This is a genomic window from Klebsiella sp. HMSC25G12 (assembly GCF_001807705.1).
Taxonomy (GTDB): domain Bacteria; phylum Pseudomonadota; class Gammaproteobacteria; order Enterobacterales; family Enterobacteriaceae; genus Klebsiella; species Klebsiella variicola.
In genome coordinates this window covers 96783-121050 of sequence record NZ_KV789880.1, presented here as the reverse complement: position 1 = coordinate 121050, position 24268 = coordinate 96783, and the positions used below count along the sequence as shown (strand labels likewise).

Below are 24268 nucleotides of genomic sequence, written 5' to 3'. Positions count from 1 at the left end.
CATGGGTAAGGGCTGGGATTCATCGTTACGCGCGGGGCGGCGGGACCGTCTCCGTCAGGAGGTGCTTCACCGGGTTGCTGGTGGTCCTCCACCCGTTCCACAGGACTACACAGGCTGCGACGGCACTCATGCCAGTTATTACCGCAGGGGCTGGGACTCCGTCGATACAAGAGACATCGTCTGGCAGTGCCAGCGATATAAGGAAAAACATCATGTTTAAATCGTTGAATACCGACTGGCTGAAGCTGAAATTGCTCTGGGTGTTTCAGTCCGGCTGGACGGTGACCACCCTCGCGAGTCTGTCTCTGCTGTTCTGCAGCTTTGCTGGCCGTCAGGCGTTTATTGTCTGGTGGCTGACCTTTGCCGGTGTCCTGTTAATCAGTGCAAGCGTATGGCTTGGTAATCTCCCGTACCGTCTGCTGCAGCCGGGCAATTCTGCTCGTCGGTGGTCAGGTGTGTTGTCATGGATAATCTGGGGGGCTGGTTTCCTGTTGTTGGCCGTGGCACCCGCTAACGTAAAAGACCCGTGGATCCTGCTGTTTAATCCGCTGGCTGGACTGACTGCCTTCCTTCTCTGGTTATGGGCTTCACATAAGGAGCCGTTCAAATGGATCCGATAACCCTTTCCACAGTGGCCTCCGTTCTGCTCAAAGTCGGGCCTTCTCTGGTCCGCACTGTCGGTGGCTGGTTCGGTGGTGATAGTGACACGGCGAAAGCAGCGGACTCGGTGGCCAGCATCGTCGAGGCCGTCAACAGTGCCATTAATCCCGCCGACCAGCAGCGTGTTCTGGAGCAGAAGCTGGCGCAACTCCCTCCTGAGCAACTCGTCCAGCTTGAAACCTTAAAAGTACAGCTGCAGCAGTTCCAGCTGGAGCGGGACAAAGCGCAGATGGCTGACCAGCAGGCGGCACACCATGAGCAGCAGGAAACCATCCGCAACGGCGACAACGCTACTGACGAATATGTCCGCCAGACCCGCCCGCTGATGGCTCGCCTTTCGCTCTACAGCAGTATTGCTTACGTGATGATCATGTCTTTGGGGCAGCAGGCTGGCGCGGTGGCCGGTGCATTTGGTCATGCTTTTTCCATGCCCGAACCGGACTGGGATATCGCGCTGATGCTGGCGACCCCGGCCCTGGGGTATCTGGGTTTCAGGACGCTGGACGGCTTCGCCCGCTACAGCAAATCCAGCAAACACAAGGTCATGGTGGGTAAATGACTAAAGCATTTGATCGCGCAAGCGACCTTGAAATGGAAGAGCGCGAACGGGCCTTAAACAACCATTTAAACCGGGTTAAAGAGCTGCCGGAGAATTACGGATTCTGTAACGACTGCGGTGCGGCTATTCCGGCAGCTCGACTTAAGGCGCTCCCGTATGTGGCGACCTGTGTCACCTGTCAGTCCATCAGAGATATCAGGGGGAAGCATGGGCTGGGAAATTATTAAGGGTAACTGGGCGATCATCTGGGCGTTGTTTATGTCCGCCGTGAACGTTATTCAGCTCCTGCTGGCCAAAACCTACGTCAAACGAGAGGAGCTGGAGCTGATGCGTACCCGACTGCAGGGCATTGAAAATACCATCGCGGGTCTACCCAGCCAGAAAGACCTTCACCAGTTGCAACTGGAGATGAGCAACCTGCGGGGCGATTTGCGCGAACTGGGCCCGGCGATTCGCCAGGTGAAACACGTCAGCGATCTGCTTCTGGAAAACGAGCTGAAGGAAAAATAAGAGGTGACTATGCGTGACATTCTCGACCAGGACCAGCGCCTGGTTATTCTGCGATCCCTTGTCGAATGCGGTGACAGCGCCAACGAGTCGATTCTGCAGACGTGCCTGCAGACTTATGGCCATCGCGTTTCCCGCGATACCGTGCGCACGCATCTGGCGTGGTTGCGTGAGCAGGGTCTGGTCAGTCTGACGGATGTTTCCGGCTGTTATGTGGCTGAAATCACCGGTCGCGGTGATGACGTCGCCAGCGGTCTGGCCACAGTTCCGGGGGTGAAAAAGCCCCGCGCGAGGGGGTAATGATGGCTAAAACTAAACCTTACACCGAAGCACAGCGGCGTATTTTTTATCAACTGGCCGCAGTGATGGTTTGCTCAGAGATTGAGTCTCAGGTTATCGCGCCGTTCAGCGGGAAAGAGACCGGAAAACCTTATGACCGCAGCTCCCGAGATAGCTTTACCAACACGTTTCTGAACAAAAATCCGGAGTTCAAACGGGCATTCGAAACACTGGGCCGGGCCATCGCCAGAGAGCGGAAAAACCAGCTTCAGATGGCAAAGGCAGCAAGGAGCAAACATGGCAGTTGAGAAAACGACCCGTGGTCGCCCCTCAAAAATAGACCTGCTACCGGATGGTGTACGCGATCAACTGCACCAGATGCTGCGTGAGAAACGTCATACCCAGGAAGAAATCCGCGAAGCGATTAATGAGCTTATCGACAGCCACAACCTGCCGGAGGACATGAAGCTGAGCCGCACGGGCCTGAACCGCTACGCCAGCCGTATGGAAGAGTTCGGAGCCAAAATTCGCGCCTCCCGCGAAATGGCCGAAATCTGGGCCGCGAAGCTGGGTTCTGCGCCGACGTCTGACGTCGGAAAATTGTTGATGGAGTTTGTGAAAACGCTGGCATTCGAAACGTCGATGTCACTCGCTGAAGAAGAAGGCCCGGTTGAGCCGAAGGCCCTCGGCCAGCTGGCGCTGGTTGCTCAGCGCCTCGAAGCCGCTGCGATGGCCAGCCACAAGCGCGAGAAAGAGATCCGCCAGGCCTTCGCCGAAGAAGCCGCCGCGCAGGCGGAGAAAATCACCAAAAGTGCCGGGCTGTCTGCGGAAACCGCCGCTGATATCCGTCGCCAGATTCTGGGGATCGTGTGATGGCCGGACCATTGTCAGCGCAGGAACAGTTACGTAATCAGTCCGCCAGCGCCATTCTGGCGGGCGAGTTCGACGCGGATCAGGTGCTGCTGCCGTATCAGCGCCGCTGGATTGCGGACACGTCCCAGCTCAAGATTGCCGAGAAATCCCGTCGTACCGGCCTGACGTGGGCGGAAGCCGCCGAGGCGGCGCTCAGCGGGTCAATGTCACCGGAGGCCGGGGGAACCGACACCTTCTATGTCGGCACCACCAAAGACATGGCGCGTGAGTTTATTGACGCCTGCGCCATGTGGGCGAAGGCATATAATCTCGCGGCCTCCGCGATTGGCGAAGAAGCGCTGGAGGATGACGACAAGGACATACTGGTTTACGTCATCAACTTTGCCAGCGGCTTCAAAATCAAGGCGCTGTCGTCAAACCCCTCAAACCTGCGCGGTATGCAGGGTAACGTCATCATTGACGAAGCGGCATTCCAGAAAGACCTAGCTGCCGTACTGAAAGCGGCGCTGGCGCTGACCATGTGGGGCTCTAAGGTCCGTTTGATCTCCACCCATAACGGCATTGAAAACCTGTTCAATACCATCATCACTGACAGCCGTGCGGGCAAGAAACGGTATTCCGTTCACCGTATTGATATCGAACTGGCCATCAGCGAGGGACTGTATCGCCGTATCTGTCAGGTGACGAAAAAGCCGTGGTCACCGGATGCCGAGGCGGAGTGGCTGGCGAACCTGCTGAGCGATACCGCCACCGAAGAAGACGCCCGCGAAGAATACTACTGTGAGCCGAAGAACGGCGGCGGCACCTATCTGGCCCGCTCCATCCGTGAGCGAGCTGCGCGGGGCTCCGGTCCCGTTCTGCGCTTCACCGGTACGGCTGCGTTCAATGCCATGCCAGAAATCATCCGGGCGCTGGATATGCAGGAATGGCTGGATCAGGAGGTGCTGCCCGTGCTGAACTCGCTGCCGCAAAACCTTCGCCACTGCCTCGGCGAAGACTTTGCGCGGTCGGGCCATCTGACCGTTTTTGCGCCGATGACCGTCAACGATGACACCACACGCACCGTGCCGTTCCTGGTCGAGCTGGCCAATGTGCCCTACAAGCAGCAGGAGCAGGCGCTGTTCTTTATCTGCGATCGGTTGCCCCGCCGCGACGGTATCAAGCTCGATGGCCGGGGGAACGGTAACTATCTGGCCGAGCAGGCGGCGGAGAAGTACGGCGCTGAGGTGGAAGTAGTTATGCCCTCCGTCGCCCACTACCGCGAGAACATGCCGCGCTTTAAAGCGGCGTTTGAGGATGATGAGCTGGTATTACCGAAGCATGAGGACGTTATCAGCGACCTCGGCCAGATTGTCGTTCAGCGTGGGGTGCCTGGAATTGATGACCGGGAGAATACCGGCAGCGATGGCCACAAGCGTCACGGCGACAGCGCGTATGCGATCTTCCTTGCCTTTCTCGCCAGCAAAGAAGACTGCCAGCGCTATGAGCTGCATCGGCTCAACAAATCCCAACATCAGCGCAACAGCGACAGTCGCCGCCAGTTGCGCATCACCCGTGGCCTTAAGAATCAGCGAGGACTGCTCTGATGCTGAAGAAACTCACCGGTGCTATACGACGCCTGCTTAACCCGGCAACCGATGAAACCGTCGCCGTTAATGAAACCGACATGACCCAGGTCGAAGCGCGGGCCAGACGCGCCAGCGTCAGGTCCCCCTCTGCGGGTATCAGCGTGGCGAGCACCTTATCCCCGGCGAGATTAGCCGGGGTCCTGCGCAATGTAACCGAGGGAAACGCACGGGACTATTTCATCCTTGCGGAAGAGATGGAAGAGCGTGACCTGCACTACGCCAGCGTCCTGCGTACCCGCAAACTGACCGTCGCCGGTATTCCTCCTGCAGTGGAAGCGGCCAGCGACGACGAGCATGACGTACTGCTTGCTGATGCGGTCCGCGATCTTGTCGAACAGCCGCAAATCCCGGAGTTGTTGTTTGATCTGCTTGATGGTCTCGGTAAAGGCGTTGGGGTCTGCGAAATCCTGTGGAGTACCCGTGATGGCTGGATGCCGCGTGATTATGAGTGGGTTGACCCGCGGTTCCTGAAGCCTGACAGCGACACACTGCGTGAGTTCCGTCTGCTGACCGACGAACAGCCGGTAGACGGCATCCCGCTGACACCAGGTAAGTATGTTATCCATTATCCCCGCCTGAAGTCCGGTCTGCCGCTGCGTAACGGTCTGGCCCGTCTGGTAGCAGTCATGTACATGTTGAAGTCCTTCACCGTGCGTGACTGGTGGGCGTTTGCGGAAAAATTCGGCATTCCGATCGTCGTCGGTAAGTACGGGAATAATGCCACCGATGAGCAGATTAAGACCCTCATTGATGCTATCGCTTCCATCGCCTCTGATGCCGGGTGTGCCATCCCACAATCCATGCAGCTTGAGATGCAGGAAACTGCCAGCCGCAACGGAGGCGGCGCACTCTTCAAAGAGATGGCCGAGTGGTGCGACGCCCAGACCAGCAAGGCGGTGCTTGGTCAGACGATGACTACCGATGACGGTAGCTCGCGGTCTCAGGCCGACGTGCATGATCGGGTACGCATGGATATTGCCCGCTGGGATGCCCGTCAGCTGGAGAACACCCTCAATGAGTTTCTGGTACGTCCGTTTATCCAGTTCAACTACGGTCCGCAGGAAAAGTACCCGCGTGTGAAGCTGGCTATCAGCGAGCCAGAGGACCTCAAGGCCTTTGTCGATGCGCTTATCCCCCTGGTTGATCGTGGTCTGCGGGTGCAGGAATCCGAGGTCCGGGACAAGTTCGGGCTGGCGGAGCCTGAGCAAGGCGCTGCCGTTCTCTCGCCATCCAACAGTTTCTCTGCCTTCAGCCCCGCACCGGCGCTGAACCGCGAGCAACTTGCCCTTAACCGTGCGCAGGACGACGAGATTGACGTGATGGCCAGCGAGGCGCTGAAGGACTGGGAGCAGACCGGCGACGCCTTTACCAGTCCGGTGCTGCAGCTGGCGCAGGAAGTCGGGAGTTTCGAGGAGTTTCTGGCGCGTCTGCCGGACCTGCAGAAGACACTGGAGCCTGCAGCGTTCGTCGAGCAGCTGGCGATGCTGAGCTTTAAGGCGCGGACACTGGGAGATGCGAACGATGGCTAAGGCTCCCGATATTATCCCCAAAGAGGCGCTTGCCTGGCTGAAGTCGAAAAAGCTGACGCCGGGTTTCGATTACCGTGATGTGTGGAAACAGGAGCATAGCGTCGGTTTCACCGTGGCGAAGATGACGCAGCTTGACCTGCTCTCTGACGTCAAAGCGCTGGTTGATGAGGCAATGGCCAGCGGCCAGTCGTTCGCTGAGTTCCGCGAGGTGCTGAAGCCTCTGCTTGTGAAGCGTGGATGGTGGGGACAGCAGATGATGGATGACCCGCTGACAGGTGAGACAAAGCCGGTGCAGCTAGGCAGCGATCGTCGTCTGCGCACTATCTATGATACCAACATGCGCACCGCCCGCAGCGCCGGGCAATGGGAACGCATTGAGCGCACCAAACGCGCGATGCCGTATCTGCTCTACACGCTGGGCCCATCACGCGAGCACCGCGCCGAGCACCTGAAATGGGCGGACCTCTGTCTGCCCGTTGACGACCCGTTTTGGCAGACGCATATCGGCCCCAACGGCTGGGGGTGCAAATGCGGGGTCCGTCAGGTCAGTAAATACGAGTACGATCAGCTGCAGAAAAATGGCGTACCGCGCAACGTGCAGCTGCTCGATGACAACGGTCAGCCGACTGGGCACATTATCCGCCAGACCGTCCCGGTCCGCACCGAAGCGCCGCCCGTCAAACGGGTGAAGTGGGTTAACAAGCGCACCGGCGAAGAGGAGATGGTGCCGGAGGGAATTGATCCGGGTTGGGACTACAACCCCGGCATGCGCCGTCAGACCGAACTTGAGCGCCAGCTTGCCGCGAAACAAAGCGCCTTCGACAGTGATAATGAAACGAGGCGGTAATCCGCCTCAAACGCGCTCAGAGACTTTACCGGCATTTGTGGTACGATGATTCTCTAAAAATTTTTTAAACGCGCTACGGCGTTTTTAAACGTGGTTTGAACGGGGGCTGATACGATGGCAGTACTACAAGGGCTAAAACTTGAATCGACGATAGTATTTGCTGAATCTGATGGTGAGGCGTGCAGATATGAAATTTACCAGGACCTTGATGCCAATGGTCGCTTTGGCGCACATATTTATCTTCTCAAATATGTTGAAGGTCATGAAAAAGAAATGCCGTTTAATACAAAGTTAACTGGAGCGATCACGACCAGAAAAGTAAAAACTTGGGTATTTGCCAAAGGTATTAATTGCGAAAATTGTTCTTTTCTTCCAGAGGCCGAAACCTTCATTCGTGAGTACCATAACCAGAACTGGTTCAGCATCAGAAGTTTATTATCCCCTCTTTAGTACCCTTTAAATACATGGAAAACGGTTAATCCGCGTTCCTCTATCACATCGAAGACACTGTCCGTCAGTTACCTTTAACGACGGACAGCACCATGTCACAGCCTGCTACACAAACCGAATTTCTGGCCCTGTGCTTTGAGCTTCCCGACCTGTCGGATGCCAGCACGCCACTGCCGGAATGGTTGCCGATGATCCCTGCGGGCACATTCACTGGCCGGGATGGCCGTACGTGGGTAAACGACAATCCGCAGGCCATCATTGCCACGTCCTTTCGTTACCCGACGTTGCCGTTTGATGCCGAACATTCCACCGAGCTGCTTGGGCCTAAAGGCGAAGAAGCTCCGGCTTATGCCTGGATTGATGCCATGCGCGTCAACGCCGACGGCAGCATTGACGGTCATATCGAGTGGACGCCTGACGGCGAAGCGCTCGTTCGCGGTAAGAAGTACCGCTATTACAGCCCGGCTTTCCGTCATTTCCCTACCGGTCAGGTCTCGCATCTTTCCAGCGTCGGCCTGACCAACAAACCCAACCTGTATTTACCCGCACTTAATTCGGAGAACACCATGACTGTACCTGTGCAGATTGCCACGGTGCTGGGGCTTGCTGCGACTGCGTCGATTGACGATGCGGTCTCAGCGATCCAGACCATTAAAAACAGTGAACAGACCGCGCTGAACCGTGCTCAAAACCCGGACCTGTCGAAGTTCATCCCGCAGGAGACCTATCAGCTGGCGCTGAACCGCGCTCAGACAGCGGAAGATCGCCTCAAGACGCTGGATGAGAAAACGGCCACCGCGCTGGTTGACGATGCCGTGACCGCCGGAAAAGTCGCTCCCGCGAACCGCGACATGTATCTGGCCCTGTGCCGCACTGAAGATGGTCGCCAGAAGTTTGAAGCGTTCGTAAAAACCGCGCAGCCGCTGGTCAATCTGGACCCGACAAAAGGCAAAGAGAACAACAATCAGCAGACCTCGCTGACCGAAACTGAACTTGCTATGTGCCGAAGCATGGGTATCTCGCAGGAAGAGTTTCTCGCCGCTAAACCGAAACAGGAGCAATAACAATGCCAGCACCGTCAGCTGAAATTCTGCACGCGCTCACCACGTCCCTGAGCGCGGCATTTACCAAAGGTCTTGCGGGCGTCAATCCGCAGTACCTGCGCATCGCGACCGAAGTGCCGAGCGGTTCGGCGTCCAATACCTATGGCTGGCTTTCGGACTTACCGACCATCAAAGAATGGCTCGGCGAGCGCCAGTTCGCGCAGTTGTCTCAGTACGGCTACACCATCGCTAACAAGACCTGGGAAAACTCGATCCGCGTCAAGCGTGAAAACATCGAAGACGACCAGATTGGCCAGTACAGCGTCATTGCGCAGGCGTTCGGCCAGCAGGTCGCCGAATTCCCTGACACGCTGAGCTTCCCGCTGCTGGTTGCCGGTTTCAGCACCCTGTGCTTTGACGGCCAGAACTTCTTTGATACTGACCATCCTATGGCGGGCGGCACCTACAGCAACGTTGTAGGCAATATCGCGACCGACACCGGCGAGCCGTGGTTCCTGATTGATGAGAGCCAGGTACTCAAGCCGATCCTTTACCAGAACCGCCGTCCCTTCAATTTCCAGGCACTGGATGACCTCAGCAGCGACCACACCTTCAAGAACAATGAGTTCCTGTATGGCGTGGATGGCCGCTGCAACGTTGGCTTTGGCTTCTGGCAGACCGCCTGTGGGTCCCGCGCACCGCTGACTGTCGCCAACTATGAAGCGGCGGTGAAGGTCCTGCAGGGGATGAAGCGTGATTCGGGTTCGCCGCTGGGTATCCGTCCGACCACGCTGGTCGTGGGTCCGAACAACCGCGCCGCCGCGAAGAAGATCATCGACGCAATGCTGGTCGATGGCGGTAACTCCAACATCTATTACAAGGATGTGGAAATCGTCGACAGCCCGTTTATCACCACCCCGGCTTAATCGCCAGTCTGCGTTTTAAAACCGTTACAGCGGGCGTTAAACCCGCTGTAACCCACCTTTAAAGAGGATGGAACAGTGAGTGGAACGAAAGAAAAAGCAACGGGTAAGCAAAGCACTAAAGGTCGCGCTGGCAAGGTTCCAGCGCCGGAAGTGGCACAGGCTGATGCGTCTGACCTGCCGGGAGCTGAACGGTCAGTCACATTGCCAGGGCACTACGTTGCGGTGGGTGCGTCCCCCGTCAGTGTGACGCCTGGCGATGCTGGCGCACCTCAGCCATCTGATGACGCCATTACCTTGACCGGGGACAGCGTCAGCATTACCGGGCCTGCAGTTTCCATCTCAGCTGACTGGGTTAACGGTGTTCAGGGTGAGTTAAACGCCGCTCTGACGCCTGAAGGTCTGGCCGCTGGTGGCGGAAGTGAGAACCTTATCACCGTTATTCCTGCTACCGACGACGTCGAGGTACTGGAGGTTCGCGCCAGACATGAGCGCGGGTTCTGGCGCTGTGGCCGCTTCTGGCCGCGTGAGCCGGTGCATGTGTTTGTCAGCGACGATCCCGATGGCGATAACGAGGCGAACGCGCTGGAGGGTGATGTGGTGGTGGAGTGCTTCATCAGTCACGAAACCGCAGCACGCCTGAAAGCTGAGCCTCATCTGGTGGTGACGGTCCTGCAGACGGTAACGGAGAAAGACTGATGGGAATTTACGTTACCCGTGATGACCTGCTGGCTGCGGACGGGTCGCTGGTCTGGACGATGGCCATCGACAAAGCGACTAACCAGCTCGACGAGACGAAGATAGCCACGGCCATAGAGGATGCCGACGCGGAGATCAACTCGTTTCTGTCAAAGCGCTATCAGTTGCCGCTGAACCTCACCACCGTTCCGCGCCCGCTGCACCGGGTAGCCGTATCCATCGCCATTTACTGGCTGTCCGAGCGTGACAATCAGATCACCGACCTGATTCAGAAACGCTATGACAGCGCCACCCAGACCCTGAAGGAGATGGCAAACGGCACCCGCGACCTCGGCCTGCCGACCGACACTCCGGCCCCTGAGACCGATAACGGCAGGATGATTGTTGTCAGCGATAACAAACGTCTGTTCACCCGCAACAACCTTAAAGGGGTGCTGTGATGGGGATTTCGGTTGAGGTTATCGGCGCTGAGAAGCTGCAGCAGATGCGCATGGCCATCGAGAAACTTTCCGACAGTTCGCTGCAGCAGGAGCTGCTGGAGAGTATCGGTGCTGTCGTGGAATCGCAGACCCGCCGCCGCATCAGTGACGAGAAAACCTCACCGGCTGGCGAGCGCTGGGAGGAGTGGTCCGAGGGTTACCGCAAGACCCGCAGCGGGAATCAGAGCCTGCTGCAGGGCAATGGCGATCTGCTCGACAGCATCCAGTACATCGTCGAACGTGGCCGCGTTCGTGTGGGTTCGCCGCTCAGCTACAGCGGCGTTCACCAGGACGGCTTTGCAGGCAGCGTCCCGGTCAGCGCTCACAAGCGCCTTATTCATCAGGCGTTTGGCCGGGCGCTGAAACATCCGGTCTGGCAGACCGTAGGCTCCCATAACCGCCAGATGAATATTCCGCAGCGCGAGTACCTCGGGCTGTCCACTGCAAACAGTGATGAGCTGATGCACGTCATCGGCGACTTCTGGAAAGAGGTATTACCGTGAGTAATGAACGTCCATCCCTGCTGACCACCGGCTCCACGGTCTCCGCTGCCGAGAACATCGTGGCGTGGCTGAAGCCGGAGCTGCTGAACGAACCTCAGCAATACAAGCCTGACCGCGTCAGCGTCATCGAACGCCACATCGGCCAGTTCAGCACCCCGGCAGAGGTCAAGACCTACCTGACAGATCGTGATGGTTGTATCCGGCTGGCCGCACTGCGGGTGCGTAATATCCGCGCTCAGGCTGGCGGCACCGTCGGTGATATCACCTGGGCGGCGTACGTCATGGCCACCGATGCATGGGGCTATACGCGCGACACTCGCTGCGAGGTACTGGTCGGAAAGCTGGTGCGCCGTATTGTCCAGCGCGGGGCCGCTAACGGTATGAAGGCCGAGCGGCCGGCCACCTCTGTCAGTGCCGACAACATCTATTCCGGCGGGCTGAACGATCTGGGTCTGACCATGTGGGCCGTGACGTGGGAACAGGAGTTCCGTCTGGATGATGAAATAGACCTTGCCACCCTCCCGGACTTCCTGCGACTGGGTGCCATGCTGCAGGTAAGCGACGACACCGACCCCATTAAAGGCGTTATTAACGTAAGAGAGCCATAACGATGAAGAAACATATTAAGCCCGCCCGCGCGGGACTGCAGGTGCGTAAAGCTGACGGCCAGCACCTGAATCCCGAAGGGGAAGAACTGCCGGTAAGTGCGTGGTGGCTGCGTCGCGAAGCTGAAGGTGATGTTGTTATCACCGATATCCAGGCTGAATCCATAACTGAACCGGCGGAAGTGGTAACCGAGCCGGGGGATGTTAATTCCGAACAGGCGGAAGTCCGCCAGACCCGAACTGCAAAGGAGAAGTGATATGTCTTCACTGGGTGATATTCCTGCTGATATCCGCGTCCCGCTGGTGTACATCGATATTGATAATTCTCAGGCGCTCGACAGCGCCCCGGCGCAGTCGCGCAAAATTATCGTCATCGGCCAGCAGAGTGCGACCGGCACCGCTGCCGTTCTGACGCAAAACCGCATCACCAGCGACGGCACCGCTGACCAGCTCTATGGTAAAGGCTCCATGCTGGCCGGGATGCTCAAGACCCTGCGTAAGGCCAACAGCTATACCGAAGTATGGGGGATGGGCCTGGCTGATATTGCCGCCGGTGCTGCCGCAAAAGCAGAGCTGGCCATTACCGGCCCGGCCACCGCTGCGGGTACGCTGGCCCTGCTGGTTAACGGTATCTCAGTGCAGGTCGGCGTCAGCGCTGACGCGACTGCGGAAGATATCGCTTCCGCCATCATTACCGCCGTCAACAAACTGCCTGACACGCAGGTCATAGCTGCGCTGAAAGCAGGCTCCACCACTATCGTCACCCTGACCACCAACTGGCAAGGCGCGACCGGCAATGCGATGGACGTCCGTCTCAACTACTACACCGGCGAGCAGACACCGGCTGGCGTTGCTGTTGCCCTGACCGCTTTTACCGGCGGCACCGGCACCCCGGATATTGCAGCGGTCGTCGCGGCGCTGGGCGATGACTGGTACACCGATATTGTGTTCCCGTTCAACGATACGCAGAGCCTGAACACCATCCGGGATGAACTGCTCGAACGCTGGGGACCGCTCAGGATGATTGAGGCGCAGCTCTGGACCGCATTCCGGGGCACCCATGCCGAGTCGGGCACCTTTGGCGAAACCCGCAATGACTGGCTGATTTCCTGCATCGGGACCAACATCGCACCGCAACCGCACTGGCTGTGGGCGGCATCTTACGGCGGTGTAGCGTCATACTATCTGGCCAACGACCCGGCCCGTCCGCTGCAGACACTGGTGCTGCCGGGCATCCTGCCGCCGGTGAAAACGGTGCGCTGGGATATGCCGGAGCGCAACCTGCTGCTGCATGACGGCATCGCCACCCATTACGTTGACGCCAGCGACAACGTCTGCATCGAGCGTGAAATCACCATGTACCGCGTCAACCAGTATGGCGATGCCGATACGTCGTACCTCGACGTGCAGTCACCGGCGACGCTGGGGCGTATCCGCTACGTCATCAAAAACCGCTTCACCAACCGCTACCCGCGTCACAAGCTGGCCGGGGATGATGTGCTCGACCTGCTTGATCCGGGCCAGCCGGTGATGACGCCGAAGATTGCCCGCGCCGAGCTGCTGGATATCGCGCTGACTGAGCTGATTCCTGCGGGTCTGATTGAGGACTTCGACGACTACAAAGATACGCTGGAAGTGTATCTCGACGGCGACGACAAAAACCGCCTGAACTTTATCTGTCACCCGAACCTGGTCAATCAGCTGCGCGTGCTGGCCGGTCTTATCCAGTTCAAACTTTAAGGAGTCACTATGAGCATTCTGGGTATGGCGGCCATCCGTGTTAATGGCCGCGAAATCAAGACCGAGGGAAAATCCACCCTCAATCCGGGGGGCTATGCCCGTACCCAGCATATGGGTGGCGGCAAAGTCTGGGGGTACTCCCGCAAGATGGCGAGTCCCTCGATCCAGATGACCCTCGCTGCAGCGGAGGATATGGACGTTGTCGAAATCAGCAACTGGGAGAATGTCACTGTGATATTTGAAGGCGACAACGGGCTGACCTACATGATGACCGGCGCGGCGACGGCAGAACCAGCCACACTTGAGGAGGATGGTGGCACCATCAGCGCCAACTTTATCGGCACCAAACTGGTGAAGGTGTAAGTCATGGCGCAGATGAGTATCACCTTAAAACATGGTTACGTCGCCGGTAAAGGTACTGACGATGAGATCCTCTACAAAGAGGTTACCTTTCGCGAGCTGACCTCAAAAGACGTTATCGACGCCCAGCTGGAGGCAGAACGCGTGGTCATAGGCGAGAACGGCAAGGCCGTGGCGTACTGCTCTGAGGTGCTGATGGGGCTGGGTATGCTGCGACGACAGATTGCCTCGGTGGGCGAGATTCCGGGACCATTGTCGTTGAAGCAAATCCACGCCTTTCACCCGGAGGACCTGGAGTTACTCAGCAGTAAAGCTGCTGCACTCGATGACCTGCTTTCGGAGACTGCGTCACGGGGGCGACCTGGTGCCGCTGGCGACGGCGCTGAGTAACCTTATCGTCAATCTTTCCCAACGTTTTGATATGTCCTACCTGCAGCAGTTGCCTCTCAGGCAACTGCTGCGCCTGACAGAGCAGCTGAGGAAGCAACATGGCAAACCGCCTCACCACTGAGATACTCATCAATCTGGCAGGTAACCTGACCGCCAAAGCCCGCCAGTATGGGGCCAACATGTCCGAGTTCGCCCGTACCAATCAGCGGGCGATGTCGGTTGTTAAAGCGACATCTGCTGCTGCTGGTCGTGGCCTTGATGCGCTGGGTAATCGCTATACCACTATGATTGCAGGCATTGGAAGCAGTATGACAGTTAAAAATGTTGCTGATTTTGATGCACAGATGAGGCGTATGGGTACGGATGCACAGTTAACTGCAGAACAGGTAAGCAAATTAAGGGAAAAAATCCGTGAGGTTTCTAACGAAAGTGATATCAGAATTGATCCATCCGCCCTTGGTCAGGGAGCCAGTGAGTTACTCGGCTTAACCGGCGATGAAAAATTTCTTGATGAGAACATGAGAAATCTGGGTCTCACCATGCAGGCCTTTGGTGTTGATGGGCAGACAGCCGCAGGACTACTGGCACAGTTCTGGGAGAAAGGTGTTAAAGGGGCAGATGATGTCAGCAATATGCTGGATAAGTTGTATCAGCAGTTCGCAGTGGGTTCAGTAAGTGTTTCTGATATTGCGAAAGTAGCTCCCAAACTCTTTTCTATTATTGGTGAGCAGGGGCCGACTGCCATTGCCCAGATGGGAGCATTTGCACAGGTTTTCGCTAAAACCAAAGGAAGCGCCGACGAGGTTGTTACCAGTATTCAGGCGATGTATGCATCATTGCAGGACAAGAAGAACATAAAATTTCTTCAACGTCAGGGGATTGATGTTTTCAAACCAGGCACAAAGGACTTTAAGCTTCCGTTTGAGTTAATGAGAGAAATACTCAAGCGCGCAAAAAATGACCCCTTGAAGCTGCAGGATGTATTCGATCAGACGGGAATGCAGGGTATTAACGCATTGTTAAAACCTGAAAACATGAAGCTTATGGAGGAATTGATTTACGGCACAGCTGAATATGGTGCAACACAGAAGGCGGCAAAAACCAACGCAGAAGGGTTTAATGCGGCTCTTCAGTCGTTAAATAACGAATGGCAACGTTTCGCTGAATCAAACCTTGCTGAACCTATCCAGGATCTGGCTGATGCGCTGAATTCTGTCGATCATGAGACTGTGCAGCACTGGCTTGAGGTGGGTAAAAACGTTGCTATCGCCGTTGCTGGAGTAATTGCAGCCCGTAAAGCCTTCCAGTTTGGTAAAGGTGTCTGGGATTTATTAGGTGGAGGAAAACCCAAAGGGATCCCCGGTGGAGTTACGGACATATTTGGCTCAGGTGTCATGCCTGTCTATGTCGTTAACATGCCTGCCGGTGGGCTCGGTGGCGGTGGCGGTGGCGGTGACAACGATATTTCCGATGCGCTCGGCGATGCAGGAGATCTGCTTGGTGAGCGTAATGGGCGATGGGGGCGTGCAGGCCGCTGGCTGGGAAGATTGGGCAAGATTGCCGGTATTGCTGGTGTCGGATATACCCTCTATGACGAAGCGAAACAGCGATATGAGTCATATGACAACATCAGTGGATTAACGCAGGATATCTCGAAAAACGATAATGCGAGCCCAGAGGAAAGAGCCTTTGCCGCCGAGAGTAACCAGAACCGTGAGCACATGTCAGCGTTGTGGGACGAAATCAGGAACTGGTTTGTCTCAGTAACTAACGATCCGCAGATTGCTAACCCGGCACCGTGGGCTTCAATGCAGCCCCAGAACCAGCCCGGCTATCCGTTCCTGCCTCAGCAGTTGCAGGGCAATATTGAGGTTGTGATTAAGGATGATCGGGTGCAGGTCAACCGCGTCAAAGTCAATGCTCCCGGCGTTACCATGAGCGCCCAGTCTGGCGTCAGCAATGTGGAGCAGGACTGATGGCCACTCAATGGGAAGACCTGCGTGATGCCTCGTTCAGGGGCGTCTCTTTCTTTTTCCGCGACGTCGAGGGCGCTGGCGGCCGCCGCGCTATCCCCCACGCTTACCCCAAAAAAGAGGTGGGCTGGACGGAAGACCACGGCGCGGTGCTGACTCAGCAGCAGATTAACGCGATCCTGCTCGGCAGTGACTACATCGACCAGATGAACCGCCTGTTGGCTGCACTCAATACCGCCGGTCCCGGCGAACTGGTGCATCCGTGGTTCGGAGTTCAGAAGGTTCAGGTGGGCCGCGTTACGCATCGTCTCTCCACCGAAGAAGGCGGCATTGTCTACATTTCCTTTGAAGTGTACGAAGCTGGCGAGCAGTTGTTTCCGTCCGGCACCGAAGACACCAGCGCCACCACGCTCAGCGCGGCGGATAAGGTCAGGGAAGCACTGGCCAGTGGGGATTATTTTGCAGCGCTCGATGGCGTCGGCAGCATGGTGGACACCCTGCTGGAGGATATGGAGGGTTTTGTCACCAGTCTGCCGACCCTGCCGGATGCGCTCAGCGAATGGATGGACCGTCTTAACCGGTTTAAGGACCTCGCTGGTATTGTGGCCGCCGCGCCTGGTGAAATGATCCGCGATATCACCGGCCTCATCAGCGATATGAAAGACCTCGTCTCCGAGCCGCCTTTCGCCCTGCGGGTCTATGACCAACTGCGCGACAAGTGGGAGGGGGACCGGGCGGCGCAGTCTGCAACAAAGTCCCTGGTCGATAACATCAGCGTGAACACCGATACCGGCTTTGCCAGCAGCGTCACACCGGCATCAACGCCGGAGACCACGACGGCGATGGAGACCAATATCGTTGACTTCCGGCGGCTGGTGATTATCTCCACGCTGGTCGCTCAGGCTGAAGCGGTGGCCACCGCGACCTTCGAGACCGGCCAGGATGCGCAGAACACCGGCGACCAGCTGGCGGAGCGTCTCGGCGAGACCGCAGCGGAAGCCGTCGAAAGCGGCCTCCGAGAGCTGTGGCGCTCCCTTCGCGAGCTGCGGTTCGCTGTGGTCAATGACGTGCGTATCCGCAGTATCCAGTTGCCAGAACTGCGCCGCGTCACGCCTGCCCGGACTGTACCGGTGATGTTGCTGGCCTACCGCGAGACCGGCGACGCGGAGAACCGTGATGAGCTGGTGACCCGCAACCGGCTGCGCTATCCCTCCTTTATTACGCCTTCACAGACGATTGAGATCATCAGCAATGACTGAAGAGTTAACCCTGAACGTTGACGGCAAGGTCTGGGGCGGCTGGACAGATATGACCATCAACCGCTCGCTGGAGTCTGTGGCGGGCGAGTTTGATCTGACCGTCACCGCCCAATGGTCATCTGCCGCGCCGCGCTCCATCAAGCCCGGCCAGTCCTGCACGGTTTCCATCGGCCGCGACCGCGTGCTGACCGGCTACATCGACGACTTCATTCCCAGCTATGACGCAGAGAACGTCTCCCTGCGCGTCATGGGACGCGACAAAACCGGCGATCTGGTGGACAGCTCAGTAGTCGATAAGTCCGGCCAGTGGAAAGGCCTGAAGCTAGAGCAGCTTGCCGCCACTATCTGCAAGCCTTATGGCATCGAGGTGGTTAACGAGACCGACACCGGCGACGCCTTTGGCAGCATCACTCTTGAACAGGGTGAAACGGGCTTTGAACTGCTCGACCGTCTGGCCAAACAGCGCGGCGTTCTGGTGACCTCAGATGCTTACGGTCGGCTGGTTATCACCCGCGCCTCCACCCGTCGGGCGGGAGTGTCACTCACCCTCGGTGACAATATTCTGGCCGCCCGTGGTCGCTTCAGCTGGCGAGAACGTGCCAGCCAGTACATCGTCAAAGGCTCTGCCAGTGCGGGCGGTGCGACGTGGGACGACCAGCCGGTGAAGATGGTCGGTGGACGCCAGACCGTTGTCAGTGACCCGGAGATCACCCGCTATCGTCCGAAGATTCTGGTCAACGAGGACAGCCTGACGGTCGGCGGGGCCAGTGCTCGCGGCGAATGGTACAAAACCCGGATGTTAGGTGAAGCCAATACCACTGAAATCACCGTGGCAGGCTGGCGTGAGAACGGTGTCAGCGGTCCGTTGTGGCAGACGAACCGACTGATAAAAGTGACCGATGATATCCAGCAACTTGATGTTACCTGGCTGATTAAGACGGTTTCATTTATGGAAGGCGATCAGGGGCGGTTAACAGTGCTGTCACTGGTGCCGCCTGAGTCGCTGGATATGCCCTCGCAGAAGGCGAAGAAGAAAGGCAAAAAATCCACCGTGGGGGTCACATGGGACTGAAAGACGCGAACGTTTCCCGCTCCATCGCCGCTATGGGCCGTCGCCTGCGCCTGATGGTGGACCGGGCTCTGGTACGTATCGTGACGGACAGCCTCGGTCGGCAGAACCTGCAGGTGCAGTCGCTGGCCGATGAGACCAATGACGACGTCGAGCGCTTCCAGAACTACGGGTTCACCAGCGTTCCGCCTGTGGGCTCAGAGGCGGTTGTCGTCGCTGTGGGCGGACGTCGTGGCGGTCTGGTGGCCATCGCTGTCGAGGATAAAGGGAGCCGTCCCCGTGGCGGTGAAGAAGGCGACGTTATTCTTTATCATCAGGAAGGACATGTTATTCGCCTGAAAAAGAATGGCGTGATTGAAATAACAGGGAAGAAGGTAAATGTGGTTGCCGAAGAGAGCTGTGACATTATCGGTAAACAGATAAATATCACCGGCCCCACTTCTTTCAGTGAAGATATTCAGGTTCAGGGAAAAAGTTTCCTCGACCATATTCATAAGGATGGTGACGGTGCTGATACGACTAAACCCTTATGACCATCAGAATAAACTGGCACCTGCCCGCAGGTGGAGATATAGAGATTGAACACAATGGCCTTTCGTTTGACGAGGGCCTTGTTTCTTTGGTGTATATCTGCCTGTTTACTGATGCACGGGCAGATACCAGCGACGAAATACCCGACGGCACCGATGACCGTCGCGGCTGGTGCGGTAATTCCTTCAGCGATTTTGAATGGGGCTCAAAGCTCTGGCTGATTGACCGTGAAAAGCTGACCGAAGAGGTCAGACTCCGCGCGGAGAATTACGCCCGTCTGGCCATGCAGCCGTTATTACGTTACGGCTATGCGCGAAATGCGCAGGTCATTGCCACTATTCCCCGTATTAACTGGCTGGCATTAACCATTATTCTCACCCGCCCGGATAAAACCGAGTTAACCGTCGAAATAAAGAAACGCTGGGAGGCGGTAGAAAATGGCTACATTTGATGTTCCGACGCTTCGCAAGCTTATTCGATCCGGTATTCAGGATTTAGAGATTGCACTTGACCAGGAATTACCGATTTTGGGTGTTGAACGTGCGTTAAATACCGCTTTCAGTGGCGCTTTACGCGACGTCTACGATTATCAGACGTGGATTAAAAACCAGATTATCCCGTCAGAGCAGTCCGCCGACGAAACCATCATTGATACCGCCCGCTATGAGGGCGTTATTCGTAAGGCTGCATCCTATGCCAGCGGCCCGGTCACCTTCACCGGTACCCGACCGCTGCCCCTCGATACGGAGATGCAGACGCAGGATGGCGTACGCTTCCACGTCACCGCCACCAGTGCCCCGTCAGCGGGTAAAATCACCGTCACCGTGCAGGCTGATGAGACGGGCCTCAGCGGCAACCTGACGGTGGGCGACGTTCTGACCCTCATTTCTCCGGTGGCCGGAGTGAACAGCGACGGCGTGGTGGCGGATGCCGGTATCTCCGGCGGCGCGGACGTCGAGTCCGTGGCCGAACTGCTGACGCGCCTGCTGTACCGCAAGCGCAACCCACCCACCGGCGGCGCACTCCATGACTACGTTATCTGGGCCACCGAACTGCCGGGCATCAGCCGGGCATGGGCGTTCGACAACTGGCATGGGCGGAGCACCGTCGGCCTTGCGTGGGTTTACGACCAGCGCAATGACATTATCCCAACTGACACCGACAGAGCCGCAATGCAGGCGTATATTTTCCGCCATCAGGACCCGGCCACTGGGACTTACGTCGGCAAGCCCGGCGGTATCGAGGTCTGGCCCATCCCGCTGACTCTCAAGCCGGTGCCGCTGACCATCCGCGTCATCCCCGATACTGCGGCCATCCGTTCTGCGGTCACCCTGAGCCTGCAGGCGCTGTTCCGCTCGGTCTCGCCGGGCGACACGCTGCTGCTCTCCGCTATCCGCACAGCCATCGGCTCATCGACGGGCGTCACTGACTATGAGCTGGACCTCACCACCAATCAGGCCAGCGAGAACTATGAGCTGCTGACGCTGGGAGCAATCACATGGCGCATCGTGTAGAGGACTGGCAGGACGTCCTGCAGCAGCTGATGCCGCGCGGTAAGGCGTGGCCACGCGACCAGACGGCGGCGCTGACGTCACTGCTCCGGGGCTTCAGTTCCCGCCTGCAGCTGGCGGAGGCGAACGCGGATTTGCTGGTCACCGAGATGCGCCCGGAGACCACTGAGCTGCTGCTGTCCGACTGGGAAGACTATCTCGGACTGCCGGACTGTAACGCTATCCCGGATGGCTTCGACCGCCGTCGTGATGCCGTGGTGGAGAAGTATCACCGCAAGGGCGGCCTGGCCACCTGGCAAATTGAGCAGGCCGTGAAGGATGCGCTGGGCTTCACCATTCAGGTGACCGAAATCCTGCCGCATCACGTGATGCGCGACATCATGTATCCAATTTATTCGCATAAATACCGCTACCTGCTGCAGGTGACGGTCACGGATATGCCGATGATCCGCTTTCGCAGTATCAGCAACGTTCTGACGCCGTTAATCAGCCTGCAGGCGCAGATACTGGAATGTTTTTTACGTCGTTACCGACTCGCTGGCCACGATTATGATTTTCTTTACGAGGTTTAATTATGTATCACCTGGATAATGCCTCTTCCGTTCCTGATATGCCCGCCATTAAGCCGGTATTATTTACCGAGCGCCGCTGGTTTACCGAAGGCGGCGACGGTATTCAGCCAAGCTATCCGGGTGCGGACTGGTTTAACGCTATTCAGGCGGAAATGCTGAACGTGCTGGCGCTGGCCAATATCACGCCGGATAAAACGCAGCTGGACCAGTTTGCCCAGGCCATCCGGTTATTTTCATCGGATTATATGCTCCCTCCGGGCATTCCACTTCCGTGGCCGGGGGCGATCGCGCCGAACGGCTTTATTCTTATGTTGGGTCAGAGCTTCAATAAAACGGCGTATCCTCGTCTTGCCGTTGCGTATCCCTCCGGTGTTCTGCCGGATATGCGCGGCCAGACCATCAAGTTTCTGCCTGCATCCGGGCGTGCGTTGCTGTCGTATGAAGCCGATGGCGTCAAGACTCACGCACACACAGGGAGTATAGCCTCAACAGACCTCGGGACCGTACCCACCAGTAACTTTGATCACGGCACAAAACCCACCAGTCTGGATAACGAGCACGATCACGATGGTGGAATGGTTGGGCCGGGCGCTGTCTGGGACCCGGACTACATCGTCGGGTCAGATAATGATTCCCATCGTACCCGGAATAAAACCAGCAAAGCCCCGGCCCACGGACATATCGTCGAGATCGGTATTCACGGCCACACTGTTTACATCGGCCCACATGGCCATGTCGTGACTATCAATAGCACTGGTAATGCGGAAAATACCGTCAAAAACATCGCCTTTAACGCCATTGTGAGGTTAGCGTAATGTCATTCGAATTTTCTCAAAGCCCGCAGGCCATCTGGCTTTATCAGTACGACGTCGATGGCGTTTATATTGGCTCCGTCTTTATGACTATTCCGGCGGGCACCGGCCTGCCTGCAAATACCACGCATATTCCATGTGAACCGGATAAAGGTAAGACCGGCATATTTAAAAATGGTGACTGGGAATATGTGGATGATATTCGTGGGACCCGTTACTGGAATATTCAAGGCACCGGTTTTGTTATTTCGTCCCTGAGTGAATCCCTGCCGGAATGGGCCATCACCACTGAGCCGCCGGTCGCTGATGCCGGTTATGTTCTGCTGTTTGCAGATGGCCAGTGGACACAGATTGAGGATAAAACCGGTCAGCTTTATTACGAGAGCGACGGTACAAAACATACCGTCTCTGATGCTTGGTTTATGTTGCCTGAAGGCTATACGTTCGTGGCCCCACCAGAAGACAAAACGACGTTCGTCACCCGCTGGAATGGCACTGAGTGGGTTTATGTCACAGACCTGCGTGGTCAGGTTATCTGGAACACCGCGACCCGTGAGCCTCTGACTATCACCGATATCGGTCCTGTTCCCGACGGCTACACCCTCAAAATGCCGGGTCAGTTTGATGAATGGGATGGCTCTGCCTGGGTCAAAAACGAAGATGCTGAGCGGACATACCTCATCGCTCAGGCTGACCGCCAGAAGGCGAAGTTGCTCTCTGAGGCTTCGGAGCAAATTTCGCTGCTGAGCTATGCCGTCAGCAGCGGTCAGGCAACGAATGATGAAACCGCGCAGCTGGAGCGATGGGAGGCGTATCGCCTCGCAGTGAGTCGCGTGGGTACCACTGCCACCGATATTGTCTGGCCTGAGAAGCCGTAAGGAGTCGTCATGTATCATCTCGACAACACAAGCGGTGTCCCGGAGATGCCGGAACCGAAAGAACCGCAATCCATAACTCCGCGCTGGTTTGGTGAGAGTCAGGACCAAGGCGGTATCAGTTGGCCGGGGGCTGACTGGTTTAATACTGTGCAGGCTGAATTGCTAAACACCCTAAAAGCAGCCGGAGTTACCCCTGATAAAAGTAATCAGGGGCAACTTTCAGAAGCAATCAAGAGGATCGTATTTTTTGATTCTACAATTGATGTACTTACTTCGACAATAAATCGTGACTATTTCGTTTCAAGAGGGTTTTATCAACCTAACGACGGTGGTGGACATGCGTGGATTTCTACTGGAGTTTTAAGGTTAGATCGCGCAGGAAAACATATTCCATCTGAAGCAAAAGTGTATAATTTAAACGGCCTAGAGTTTCAAATTAAGATTGATGCTGGCAGTTTTGTTAATCCCAAAGTCAATGGCGTCAGAGAGCTGGTGGATTTTGACGAGTCTCAGGTAGATACTGATGATTTCGTATGCCTTGGAGAGGCAATAAACGGGCTTTATTTTACATTGCCTATCCTCTATCAGGCTGAAAATACGCTGTCCTCGTCGACAACTTTTAAAGCGCTAAATATCACTCTGCCTGATGGCCTGTATCGAATCGGCAAAGAAGCGATCAAGCTCCGCAGTAACATCCGTTACGATTTTGGAAAATCCACGATTTATGTTAAAGCGAGCAGGTCACGCAAATATTCAGTCACGGGAACGTATCTGAATGGTCTTGAGCACGCTGTTGAAGACATTGACTCTATTTATGCAGCGTGTGGTGAAAACCTGTACTGGGAATCAGTAAGTCTTGGCTTTACCACAATACGAGGGGGGGCGATTATTGGTGACCACGTTCCAGGCACCCTGGACGCTGACTGTACAGCGGGTATTGGCATTCTGGCGCTTAATCCATGGTATTGTTCTTTCTCGGATATACGTATCGAAAACTTCCGCGTAAATCTCGTCGGAATGCAGTGTCGGACTGACGAAGACGGCGTGCTGCCGAGCAGCATAATTCCCTACAAGTCCAGCCTGCTGCCAGAGAAGATTGGAAACTTCTACAGTTGCGTCTTCAAAAACTTGTACGTCAGCACCGCGCGATATTGCTGCGTGCGATTGCATATCGACTGGTGCCAATGGATTGGCGGGACGATTTCGAACAACGGACGCTGGGCATCATCTCCCAGCGGTCAGCAGTGCGATTATTTCCTGATCGAGACTGGTCATGGGTTCCATTGCTCAGGCGCATATCTCAGCATCCCGGCGTACAACCCGACCGAGCGTAAACCGAACAAGTCCGTCATCGCTACCGCTGCGCGTGGCTCCGTCTACTCTGCGTGTTATATGGAAAGCACCCCTTCCTATGTCACCATCCTGAACAAGTGGTGGAACGATGGCAACGAGAAGGGCTTCGGATTAAATATCGACTGTATTGGTTCGCAGTACCGGCCGGACAGAACCTATAAGTACCTGACTTTCGAGGCAGGTGCATTTGGGTATTACGACGCCAATGAGAACTGGGTGCCGCCAGCCGGATACGG

31 protein-coding genes and 1 pseudogene are annotated in these 24268 nt (G+C 56.6%); all 32 read left to right on the top strand.

Annotated features, from left to right (window positions below):
- Nucleotide 1 precedes the first annotated feature (1 nt).
- Nucleotides 2-220, top strand: a complete 219-nt coding sequence (locus tag HMPREF3096_RS31455) for a hypothetical protein (protein WP_071786705.1) — start codon at nt 2-4, stop codon at nt 218-220.
- Entirely contained in the window at nt 213-620 is a 408-nt protein-coding gene (locus tag HMPREF3096_RS12225) for a hypothetical protein (protein WP_070544472.1), read from the top strand. Before HMPREF3096_RS31455 ends, HMPREF3096_RS12225 begins: the two co-directional genes overlap by 8 nt.
- Nucleotides 608-1219 (top strand): hypothetical protein, encoded by a 612-nt coding sequence (locus tag HMPREF3096_RS12220; RefSeq protein ID WP_070544471.1) that lies wholly within the window; start codon nt 608-610, stop codon nt 1217-1219. The genes HMPREF3096_RS12225 and HMPREF3096_RS12220 overlap by 13 nt, the downstream gene beginning before the upstream one ends.
- Nucleotides 1216-1446 carry a TraR/DksA family transcriptional regulator gene (locus HMPREF3096_RS29210; RefSeq protein WP_032751432.1) on the top strand — a complete coding sequence of 77 codons (231 nt, stop codon included), beginning with the start codon at nt 1216-1218 and terminating at the stop codon, nt 1444-1446. Before HMPREF3096_RS12220 ends, HMPREF3096_RS29210 begins: the two co-directional genes overlap by 4 nt.
- Nucleotides 1427-1729 (top strand): DUF2730 domain-containing protein, encoded by a 303-nt coding sequence (locus HMPREF3096_RS12215; RefSeq protein WP_019704469.1) that lies wholly within the window; start codon nt 1427-1429, stop codon nt 1727-1729. The genes HMPREF3096_RS29210 and HMPREF3096_RS12215 overlap by 20 nt, the downstream gene beginning before the upstream one ends.
- Before the next feature lie 9 nt (nt 1730-1738).
- Entirely contained in the window at nt 1739-2026 is a 288-nt protein-coding gene (locus HMPREF3096_RS12210) for a VpaChn25_0724 family phage protein (RefSeq protein WP_016807465.1), read from the top strand.
- Nucleotides 2026-2313 carry a hypothetical protein gene (locus HMPREF3096_RS12205; protein ID WP_077270166.1) on the top strand — a complete coding sequence of 96 codons (288 nt, stop codon included), beginning with the start codon at nt 2026-2028 and terminating at the stop codon, nt 2311-2313. Before HMPREF3096_RS12210 ends, HMPREF3096_RS12205 begins: the two co-directional genes overlap by 1 nt.
- A complete protein-coding gene (locus HMPREF3096_RS12200) occupies nt 2303-2878 on the top strand; it encodes a DUF3486 family protein (protein ID WP_064173990.1) in 576 nt (191 codons plus the stop codon). The genes HMPREF3096_RS12205 and HMPREF3096_RS12200 overlap by 11 nt, the downstream gene beginning before the upstream one ends.
- Nucleotides 2878-4464: a terminase large subunit domain-containing protein gene (locus HMPREF3096_RS12195; protein ID WP_176747750.1), complete on the top strand. Its 1587-nt coding sequence runs from the start codon at nt 2878-2880 to the stop codon at nt 4462-4464. The genes HMPREF3096_RS12200 and HMPREF3096_RS12195 overlap by 1 nt, the downstream gene beginning before the upstream one ends.
- Nucleotides 4464-6035 carry a DUF935 domain-containing protein gene (locus tag HMPREF3096_RS12190; RefSeq protein WP_070544468.1) on the top strand — a complete coding sequence of 524 codons (1572 nt, stop codon included), beginning with the start codon at nt 4464-4466 and terminating at the stop codon, nt 6033-6035. The genes HMPREF3096_RS12195 and HMPREF3096_RS12190 overlap by 1 nt, the downstream gene beginning before the upstream one ends.
- Complete coding sequence (locus HMPREF3096_RS12185) at nt 6028-6882, top strand: phage head morphogenesis protein (protein WP_070544467.1); 855 nt, start codon at nt 6028-6030, stop codon at nt 6880-6882. The genes HMPREF3096_RS12190 and HMPREF3096_RS12185 overlap by 8 nt, the downstream gene beginning before the upstream one ends.
- A gap of 114 nt (nt 6883-6996) precedes the next feature.
- A complete protein-coding gene (locus tag HMPREF3096_RS30440; protein WP_141749336.1) occupies nt 6997-7332 on the top strand; it encodes a hypothetical protein in 336 nt (111 codons plus the stop codon).
- A 92-nt stretch (nt 7333-7424) separates the two neighbouring features.
- Nucleotides 7425-8396 (top strand): phage protease, encoded by a 972-nt coding sequence (locus tag HMPREF3096_RS12180; protein WP_070544466.1) that lies wholly within the window; start codon nt 7425-7427, stop codon nt 8394-8396.
- 2 nt (nt 8397-8398) lie between these two features.
- Nucleotides 8399-9301 (top strand): Mu-like prophage major head subunit gpT family protein, encoded by a 903-nt coding sequence (locus tag HMPREF3096_RS12175; RefSeq protein ID WP_064360136.1) that lies wholly within the window; start codon nt 8399-8401, stop codon nt 9299-9301.
- Nucleotides 9302-9376: 75 nt separating this feature from the next.
- Nucleotides 9377-9997 carry a hypothetical protein gene (locus HMPREF3096_RS12170; protein ID WP_228704803.1) on the top strand — a complete coding sequence of 207 codons (621 nt, stop codon included), beginning with the start codon at nt 9377-9379 and terminating at the stop codon, nt 9995-9997.
- Nucleotides 9997-10437, top strand: coding sequence for a gp436 family protein (locus tag HMPREF3096_RS12165; protein ID WP_064174045.1), 441 nt, complete (start codon nt 9997-9999; stop codon nt 10435-10437). The genes HMPREF3096_RS12170 and HMPREF3096_RS12165 overlap by 1 nt, the downstream gene beginning before the upstream one ends.
- Complete coding sequence (locus HMPREF3096_RS12160) at nt 10437-10979, top strand: phage virion morphogenesis protein (protein ID WP_070544464.1); 543 nt, start codon at nt 10437-10439, stop codon at nt 10977-10979. Before HMPREF3096_RS12165 ends, HMPREF3096_RS12160 begins: the two co-directional genes overlap by 1 nt.
- Nucleotides 10976-11587, top strand: coding sequence for a hypothetical protein (locus tag HMPREF3096_RS12155; RefSeq protein ID WP_070544463.1), 612 nt, complete (start codon nt 10976-10978; stop codon nt 11585-11587). Before HMPREF3096_RS12160 ends, HMPREF3096_RS12155 begins: the two co-directional genes overlap by 4 nt.
- 2 nt (nt 11588-11589) lie before the next feature.
- Nucleotides 11590-11841, top strand: a complete 252-nt coding sequence (locus tag HMPREF3096_RS12150; protein ID WP_064360133.1) for a DUF2635 domain-containing protein — start codon at nt 11590-11592, stop codon at nt 11839-11841.
- Nucleotide 11842: 1 nt separating this feature from the next.
- The gene (locus HMPREF3096_RS12145) at nt 11843-13324 is read left to right on the top strand and encodes a phage tail sheath subtilisin-like domain-containing protein (RefSeq protein ID WP_064360132.1); all 1482 of its coding nucleotides are present in this window, start codon (nt 11843-11845) and stop codon (nt 13322-13324) included.
- Between the two features lie 9 nt (nt 13325-13333).
- On the top strand, nt 13334-13687 hold the full coding sequence (locus HMPREF3096_RS12140) for a phage tail tube protein (RefSeq protein WP_023343241.1): 354 nt from the start codon (nt 13334-13336) through the stop codon (nt 13685-13687).
- Nucleotides 13688-13690: 3 nt separating this feature from the next.
- Complete coding sequence (locus tag HMPREF3096_RS12135) at nt 13691-14074, top strand: phage tail assembly protein (protein WP_064360131.1); 384 nt, start codon at nt 13691-13693, stop codon at nt 14072-14074.
- Nucleotides 14075-14172: 98 nt separating this feature from the next.
- The gene (locus HMPREF3096_RS12130) at nt 14173-16050 is read left to right on the top strand and encodes a phage tail tape measure protein (protein ID WP_070544462.1); all 1878 of its coding nucleotides are present in this window, start codon (nt 14173-14175) and stop codon (nt 16048-16050) included.
- Nucleotides 16050-17306 (top strand): DNA circularization protein, encoded by a 1257-nt coding sequence (locus HMPREF3096_RS12125; protein WP_070544461.1) that lies wholly within the window; start codon nt 16050-16052, stop codon nt 17304-17306. The genes HMPREF3096_RS12130 and HMPREF3096_RS12125 overlap by 1 nt, the downstream gene beginning before the upstream one ends.
- Nucleotides 17299-18378, top strand: a complete 1080-nt coding sequence (locus HMPREF3096_RS12120) for a phage baseplate assembly protein (protein ID WP_070544460.1) — start codon at nt 17299-17301, stop codon at nt 18376-18378. Before HMPREF3096_RS12125 ends, HMPREF3096_RS12120 begins: the two co-directional genes overlap by 8 nt.
- Nucleotides 18369-18908: a phage baseplate assembly protein V gene (locus HMPREF3096_RS12115; protein WP_070544459.1), complete on the top strand. Its 540-nt coding sequence runs from the start codon at nt 18369-18371 to the stop codon at nt 18906-18908. Before HMPREF3096_RS12120 ends, HMPREF3096_RS12115 begins: the two co-directional genes overlap by 10 nt.
- Complete coding sequence (locus tag HMPREF3096_RS12110; protein ID WP_019704449.1) at nt 18905-19357, top strand: phage GP46 family protein; 453 nt, start codon at nt 18905-18907, stop codon at nt 19355-19357. Before HMPREF3096_RS12115 ends, HMPREF3096_RS12110 begins: the two co-directional genes overlap by 4 nt.
- Nucleotides 19344-20420: a baseplate J/gp47 family protein gene (locus HMPREF3096_RS12105; RefSeq protein WP_070544458.1), complete on the top strand. Its 1077-nt coding sequence runs from the start codon at nt 19344-19346 to the stop codon at nt 20418-20420. The genes HMPREF3096_RS12110 and HMPREF3096_RS12105 overlap by 14 nt, the downstream gene beginning before the upstream one ends.
- On the top strand, nt 20405-20989 hold the full coding sequence (locus HMPREF3096_RS12100; RefSeq protein WP_070544457.1) for a YmfQ family protein: 585 nt from the start codon (nt 20405-20407) through the stop codon (nt 20987-20989). Before HMPREF3096_RS12105 ends, HMPREF3096_RS12100 begins: the two co-directional genes overlap by 16 nt.
- A gap of 2 nt (nt 20990-20991) precedes the next feature.
- Nucleotides 20992-21804, top strand: coding sequence for a phage tail protein (locus HMPREF3096_RS12095; RefSeq protein ID WP_070544456.1), 813 nt, complete (start codon nt 20992-20994; stop codon nt 21802-21804).
- Nucleotides 21804-22679: a tail fiber assembly protein gene (locus HMPREF3096_RS12090; RefSeq protein ID WP_070544455.1), complete on the top strand. Its 876-nt coding sequence runs from the start codon at nt 21804-21806 to the stop codon at nt 22677-22679. The genes HMPREF3096_RS12095 and HMPREF3096_RS12090 overlap by 1 nt, the downstream gene beginning before the upstream one ends.
- A 9-nt stretch (nt 22680-22688) precedes the next feature.
- Nucleotides 22689-24268, top strand: a pseudogene (locus HMPREF3096_RS31450) (hypothetical protein); the annotation flags it as partial.